This window comes from Niallia circulans NBRC 13626 (genome assembly GCF_001591585.1).
Classification (GTDB): domain Bacteria; phylum Bacillota; class Bacilli; order Bacillales; family Cytobacillaceae; genus Niallia; species Niallia circulans.
The window spans coordinates 1-7,625 of record NZ_BCVE01000045.1; the positions used below are offsets into that span (position 1 = coordinate 1).

6 protein-coding genes are annotated in these 7,625 nt (G+C 35.1%); 4 read left to right on the forward strand and 2 right to left on the reverse strand.

Annotation, left to right across the window (positions count from 1 at the left end):
* On the forward strand, nt 1-768 hold a 768-nt coding region (locus BCI01S_RS24300), incomplete at its 5' end, for an LPXTG cell wall anchor domain-containing protein (protein WP_156485501.1).
* Nucleotides 769-1,117: 349 nt separating this feature from the next.
* Here BCI01S_RS24300 and BCI01S_RS25060 read toward each other — a convergent pair.
* Both BCI01S_RS25060 and BCI01S_RS25555 read right to left on the reverse strand, forming a co-directional pair.
* Complete coding sequence (locus tag BCI01S_RS25060; RefSeq protein ID WP_082138294.1) at nt 1,118-4,537, reverse strand: alpha-amylase family glycosyl hydrolase; 3,420 nt, start codon at nt 4,535-4,537, stop codon at nt 1,118-1,120.
* Between the two features lie 298 nt (nt 4,538-4,835).
* Nucleotides 4,836-4,985 (reverse strand): hypothetical protein, encoded by a 150-nt coding sequence (locus BCI01S_RS25555; protein ID WP_156485502.1) that lies wholly within the window; start codon nt 4,983-4,985, stop codon nt 4,836-4,838.
* A 322-nt stretch (nt 4,986-5,307) separates the two neighbouring features.
* Between BCI01S_RS25555 and BCI01S_RS24310 the strand changes: the two genes are divergently transcribed.
* From BCI01S_RS24310 to BCI01S_RS24325, 3 genes are all read left to right on the forward strand, one after another.
* Nucleotides 5,308-5,565, forward strand: coding sequence for a hypothetical protein (locus BCI01S_RS24310; protein ID WP_053215642.1), 258 nt, complete (start codon nt 5,308-5,310; stop codon nt 5,563-5,565).
* 643 nt (nt 5,566-6,208) lie between these two features.
* On the forward strand, nt 6,209-6,703 hold the full coding sequence (locus tag BCI01S_RS24320; RefSeq protein WP_047941817.1) for a YehS family protein: 495 nt from the start codon (nt 6,209-6,211) through the stop codon (nt 6,701-6,703).
* Between the two features lie 18 nt (nt 6,704-6,721).
* Nucleotides 6,722-7,429 (forward strand): M48 family metallopeptidase, encoded by a 708-nt coding sequence (locus tag BCI01S_RS24325; RefSeq protein ID WP_061801327.1) that lies wholly within the window; start codon nt 6,722-6,724, stop codon nt 7,427-7,429.
* Nucleotides 7,430-7,625: the final 196 nt, after the last annotated feature.

The following is a 7,625-nucleotide window of genomic DNA, read 5'->3' on the forward strand; positions in this document are numbered from 1 at the left end:
CCAGGAGAAGAACCAGGACAAGGGCCAGGAGAAGAACCAGGACAAGGGCCAGGAGAAAAACCAGGCAATAAGCCAGGTGAAAAACCTGGTAACTCAAATAAAATAAAAGAAATTAAACCGAAAGTAATAAAGCATGGTAACAAGTATAAGATTAATGACTCAGCTCTTGCAAATATTGCGGATAATGCTGTAGTTGTTATCAAAGTCGATAACAAAATCAATGCAACATTTACATTAACAAAAGAGCAAATCCAAGCTTTACAGAGTGCGGGAGCATCGATTGTAATAAGTAATGGAAATGTAGATGTACAAATCCCTGCTTCCATTCTGCCGTTAGCTGAAAACGTAAATATTAACGTGAAGAAAATGAAAGTAAAAGGTTCTCTTATTGCTTATGACTTTACAATAGAAGCGAATGGAAAAACGCACCATGAATTTGATGATAAAGTGAAACTCACATTCAAAGTTGATCCAAAACAAGTTAAAAACCCTAAAACTGTAAAAGTTTATTATTGGAATGAAAAAGCAAATAAATGGGAATTGATTGGTGGAGAATATAAGAACGGCAAGGTGTCTGTTTATACGGATCACTTCAGTACGTATGGCGTATTTGAAGGACAGCCGCAGTCTTCTAATATTCCAACTCAAGCTAATGAGCTTCCAGATACAGCGACAAACAACTTTAATATTTTAGTTGTAGGGTTTATATTACTTATAGTTGGTATTGGTTTGTATTTTGGGAAGAGAAGAAATTCGAGAACAAATTAATTGGTATTAATCGAGTGATTTTTATCATCCTTAGCAAAACTAGGTAGAAGGGGAAGAACTCAGAATCCCCTAATATTAGAAAATAAAGAAATAGCGTTTTTTTAAACATTTTCGTTAAGGTATTTAAAAATAAGATAACTTTGATAAAGAAGATGATCTCCGTGAATAGGGGATCATCTTTTTACTTCTTACTTTTTAATAGAAAATCAGAAACTAAAATTTAACAATAAGTGCGGTTCTTGGAAGTTTTTCCTGATTTCTATAATTTGAATAAAGACTCTATAGATGCTAGCCTCTTTTTTTAGTCATTGGATCTATAGAGTTCATTATTGTGTTATATAGTACTTCTTTATGGGTGTCCCCTTGTTACTTGACCATTTTTAAGAATGTACTCCCCTGATTTAAAGTGATAGTTACTACCTTGATTGTTGTCCCATGAATTATTTCCATTATTAAAAGCAGCTTCAAGACCGTCTGCTGTACCAATATCCAATGTAATCACAAAGTAGCCTGGATAATCGCTTTTGGACATTTGTGTTCCAGGTAATGTACTCCAATGCCCGTCATATGGTGAATAGTGAATCCGAGGTTCATTCCATCCAGTATAATAATAAATGGTTACTTTATTAGTGGACGGAGGTTCCCCTTCTAAAAGCTGTCCATTGTCCACAGTAAAGGTGCCATTTGTAAAAGCGTAATTTTTCCCGTTGTTATTATCCCACTTTCCTTTACCATTGTTAAAGGCTGCATTTATTTTATCGGCCTCTCCTAAGGGAATGGTTGTTACATAGTAAGCTGGAATACTAGATTGCTCCATTTTCTTACCAGGTAGATGTGTCCAATCTCCATCGCCAACTTGATAATGGATGTAAGGATTCTCAACACCTTTATAATAAATCGTTACTTCATTTGTGCGAACCTCTGTTGTTGTAACAGAAATAATATTGCTGCTTTTTGATTTCCCTATATCATTGATGGCTATTACATAATATTCGTATTCTGTCTGTGGACTGACACCAGTATCCTTATAGGAGGTAGTAGATGTTTCTCCAATTTTTTCTGCATCTCGGTATACAGCATAATGAGACACGTTAGCTGATGAAGCTTCCCAATTTAGTGTTACGGAACTAGCATTCACTTCCGTTGCTTTTAAATTTTTTGGAGCTGAAGGGACAACTGGAGTAGTTGGATCACTATCATGCCATTCTCCATCAAACCATCCGCTTGTGCTTCTTATGAATCCAGGCTGATTAGGACCAGGCCACTGATTATTAGCATCCTTAAAAATTACATTCATACTCTCGGTTCCTTTAACGGTATATACATACCAATCATCTTTATAATGCTCCATCTTTGGTGCGTTATTCCAAGAAGGTTCATCAACTTTTGGTTCCGTATCATAATAATAAAGATGAGGTGTACTCCAGTTATCTGGTTTCTTAAAGTAAATAGTTAAGCCATCAATTTTTGTGAAAGTATAGGTTTTCTCTGCTTCTCCATATTGATTTTTGGCCGTTAAGGTAAGAATAATTTCATCCCCAACCGCGGTATCTGCACCCAATGAGATGGTTTTCCCTTTTGTATATGCAACTGGCTCTCCCTCGTTAATTTTATAAAATGCTTCTTCAACATTTTGATAATCCAAGGTTACATCAACTGTGTCGTCATAGAATGTACCACCAGGCGGATTAGCAGAGACTTTCGGCAATGGAGCGATTTTTTTATAAGTATACTCTTTTGCAACAGGACCTGAGTCATTTTCGGCATAGAGTTTTAGGACAAGTGTTTCGCCTATTTCTAGAGATTTTCCGATCGATAATTTATCTCCATCAACAAATGCAGTACCATTTTCACTAGGATCAGATCCATCTACTGTGTAGTAGCCTTCGGCTGTATTTTTTAAACTAAAGGATATTTCCAACTCTTCTGTATCAAATTCACTACTATTAGGAGTTACGGAAATGGATGGAAGAGCCTCTCCTTCGCGTTCTATTAATAAAACACCGTTCTTATGTGGTGTAAACGTAACCATTCCATTGTGAACAGTAGCTGTATTGCCTGTATAGAAATCTTTCAGTTTATCTCCATCATTAAATACAGATGAAACGTCAATCGTTGTTTTGCCACTAGCTCCTACTGCAACAACAACTCGATCGTCTAATTCATTGCTGCTGAGGGTACGGCTAAATGTATAAGGGCTATTTCCAATTTGCTTATGCTCACCTGCACCAATTGCCTGGTGCCTATTTCTAAACTGCCCCATTTTTTGCCAATGAGTGAGAACTTGTTCGTTAATTGAATCCCAATTCATGGAGGATCTTGTTCCCTGATTAGGATCCGACCCTGTTGGACCGAATGGTCGGGCTGTTTCATCTCCATAAAATATTTGAATACCACCAGGTAATAACATTAAATAAGTTCCACCATCAATTAATCGATCTCTAGGATAAAGCGATGTATCATGTTGAGATAGATAGCTCAGTACATTGAAATCTGGATCGGTATTGATTTTGCTTGCATAATGTGAAAACGTATCTTCCATTGATGCTAGATTGTATGCTGGACCATTTGCACCTTCTCCTTGGAAGGTAAAATTAATAATAGAGTCAAAACCATTGTAAAAATACTCACTTTTTCCTACTCCGTGTCCCCAAACTTCACCTGTCATCCAAAAATCATCATCCCATTGCGCACCAGGGGCATTTGGATTATTGGCCCGCCATTTCCAAAGTGCATCATTGGCTTCTTCTTTTAGTTGTTTCCACCGGTGGACTTCTACATGTTTGGCTGTATCAACTCTAAATCCGTCAATTCCGAACTCTTCTACCCATGAGGATAACCATTTAGTGATGTAATCAGCAGGGGCAACTCCCAAATTTTTACGTAAATCTTTTGCAGCTGGAACAATCCAAGAATCGTATGATCCATTTTGCTCCTTATTCCATTTATTTTTTAATAAGTTAGGTAGACCTAAGTCTTGCGTAACATCTGTACGGAAATCAGGAAGTCCAGAAAGACACATATTTTTATCATCATTCCCACATTGAGTATAGCCGCCAATCCCAGCTTTTACCCAATCTCCCCACCAATTTTTCCATGCATTCGCATCGTCATAATTGATATAATTATGAACATCATGCCAGGATTGTCCAGAACCTGGTGTCCAAGTTTCAGGTACCCCTGGATTACCAAAATTGTATTCATGCATATCTTTAATAGTATTATATCCAGCATGGTTCATTACAACATCCATAATTACTCGAATGCCTCTTTCATGAGCCTTATTAACAAACTCTCTCATTTCATTTACAGTTCCCATGTTTTGGTCTACCATGGTGTAATCTAATGCATAATATCCGTGGTAAGAATAATGAGCGAAATCACCGCTATTACCCCCGCCAACCCAGCCGTGGATCTGTTCATAGGGAGCAGTAATCCATATTGCGTTGATTCCTAAATCTGTAAAGTAACCTTCGTCCAACTTATTTGTAAGCCCTTTCAAATCACCGCCGTGAAAAGTACCGATGTTACTTCCGTTTGCATCTGTTTGCGGTCTTCCATAGGAATTATTATTAGCGGTGTTCCCATCAGCAAAACGGTCTGTCATAGCAAAATAGACTGTTGCATTATCCCAGGAAAAGTCGTTTTCTTCTAAATTAATAGTCTCTGCTTTAACTTGATGTTGTTCATTTGAACCTTGAAACGTTAATCCAGAAAAGATAGTAAGGAAAATTAAGAATAAGTAACTTAGTTTTTTGAAAAAAATCATTTGATCCCTCCTATATTTGTAAAAACGTTTGCACCAAGTATTAAAGTTCACCTCCTCATTTTTTAATAGGTATTAAGTTTTAACTATGCAAACGATTTCAATGTTGGTACGAGGATATAATAGCATAAATTTATTTAATAATCTTTAATAATAGTAGAAATGAGTAAAAAGTCGGAATAGTAAGAAAAAAAGATGGGAAAAAAGCAGTTTACAAGAGATAGTTTTAAGGAGAAGTGGTTAATCTATAATTCCCGATTGCCAAAATGATAATTAGTAAGGTTCATGTTGATAATCTCTTCTATCTCTGTTCTTTTACGCCTGGATAGTTTGCTGAAGATTCCTCATAGATCGTATTATAGCTTTCTTTATCAAAGGCAATCGCTACATGAGGATCTCTTAATCGCTCTGCTTTTCGATCAAAAAATGCACTAAGTTGAATAATAACCATTAAGCCAGGATTGAGTAATATTTGCTTAGTATGGTAATCACTTGTGCTTGTATCATGGTTTTAGCTTATATTGTTTCTATGATTATTTCGCTTAGGATTAAGAAAATATCTGCATATGAACTAATTACAGAATAAAGAAAAACCGTGCAATAAATATAAAGCAATAGGAATTTTATAGGAGTCCTAACTAACCAGCGGGCAATTTAATAACCAGCTCATTATCTTTATTAGAGTGATTTTCTATTCTATCTTAAAGTTTAATTAAGATAAAATCCGACTTTTTGGGAATAGTAATCTTAATTAATGATAAAGGGTGGGCACGATGAAAATAATGAAATATTCCAAGACGCTGTTGATTTTGTCGATGATCGTACCTTGGGTGACGGTACCTTTATTAGGTAAAAATACACTTAAACGATATATAGCTGCAAGCACGTTTATTGCGTTGATGGTGAGATTGACAAATATCGTTGCTAAAAGACGTAAATGGTGGTGGTGGTATGAAAAAATCCATCCAAGAATACCTGGAGACATTCCGTTTATGTTAGGATCCTTTTTGTGGGTACCATTTGGATATTAAAATGGACATACGGAAAGTTCTTTACTTATATGGGGATCAACATGGTTATTGATTCTATATTTACCTATGTTATTGTACCTTACTTAACTAAATTTGGGATAGCATCGTTGGTGCGATTATCCAAAATGCAGATAATGTATGTGTTTACGGTTTTAGCTTTAATCTTATATGCCTTTCAATTTTTATATGAAAAGATTCAGTTTAATAGATGGAAACTAAAACATAAAGAGTAAACGAGTTTAGCAAGACCAAAACATATAATGGTATAGTAAAACGAATAGAAATGGGATTCATTATGAAGGTTGGAATTTATGGATTTCTGTAATCGTTGATCGGTTCTTTTGGATATTTTATTACTGTATTATACGTGGATATCTAAGTCAGATAATCTCCCTAATTAAATTAAAATTCATTTAGCCCAAGAAGTTGGGTTATTTTTGTTAGAAAGGTTGATTGTTTTAAGGAAAAAGGAAGCAGTATTCATTCCTTTTTTATATGGATATATATTGAATTTATTAGTGGAAGATCCTTTGCGATCTAGAGGTACTATACTTTTTGAGGATAATTATTTATGATTAACACTAGAACTCTACTGAAGGTAGATGAAAAGTATATAGTTGTTTTGAAAATTGGAGGGAAAATCATGGAGAATAATGATATTTTAATTCGTTTAAGATACGCGTTAGAAATAAAAAATAGTGAAATGGCTGAAATTTTTAAGCTTGGGGGAAAAGAGGTATCTGTGCCTGAAGTAGTAAGAATACTGAAGAAGGCAGATGAAGAGGCAGAAAATGATGATCAAATCAAATTGACGAATAGTATGTTAGATTCCTTTCTAAATGGCTTTATTATTTATAAGAGAGGAAAGCAGGAGCCAAAACCAGGACAATCCAGCGCACCTGAATCATCGATAAAAAACAATACGAGTGTTAATAACATTTTATTAAAGAAAGTTAAAATTGCGCTGTCATTAACGACAGAGGATATGATTGATATATTTAAAAAAGCAGGATTAAATGTGTCTAAAGGGGAATTAGGAGCTTTTTTAAGGAAAGAAGGCCATAAAAACTATAAGGTGTGTTTAGATAATTTCGCTAGAAACTTCTTAAAGGGATTAGCTATTAAATATAGAGGATAAGTAAAGGTAGGTGACGATATGCTGCATACCTACTTAGGTGAAACAATTCGTTATGAAATAAAGTATAAAAATCGTACTTCCATTGGAATAACATTAGATGGATATGGAAACATTGAAATCTTGGCTCCCAAAAAGACATCAGACGATTATGTCCATCAAGTACTGGAGCAAAATTGGAACCAAATTCAAACCAGAATAAAAGAAATGCAGACAAGAATGGCAGGCCCGCAGGAAAAGGTATATGAGAATAAGGAGAGATTTCTTTATTTAGGTAATAGCTATCCTATTGACATTATCCAAGATATAACGGTTGTTCAAGAACAGGTGAAATTCGAAGTGGACAAGCTGTGTATCTATATAAAAGAGTATGATAAGAAACAAATAAAAAAATTATTAAAAAGGTATTATTATCAGCGAAGTAAGTCTTTAGTGGAGGAGAGGGTCTCCTTCTATCAAAGTAACTTTAAAACAAAGCCTCGATCCATAAGGATTACGGATAGCAAAACCAATTGGGGCACCTGTGATTCTAATTTTCAATTAACCTTCAATTGGAGGTTAGCGATGGCTCCACTTGAGGTAATTAATTATGTTGTTGTTCATGAAATGTGTCACATGGTTCATCTTAATCATGATCGCTCTTTTTGGAGACTTGTTGGGAAGTTAATGCCTGACTACAAGGAGAAAGAGAAGTGGCTAGCTTTATCTAATTGGAAAATGACAGTCTAGTTATATGGAGAGAAAACAGAATTTGACTGGAGCATTAATCCAGTCTTTTTTGAATGACGGAGATTGATAACATAAAAGCAATAATTAATTTCTTATACTTTGGCTGATAAGTTATGTGGTTTGGCTGAAAAGAGCTGAAGTTTGGCTGATAAATCCCAAGTTTGGCTGAAAAGAGCCGAAGTTTGGCTGATAAATC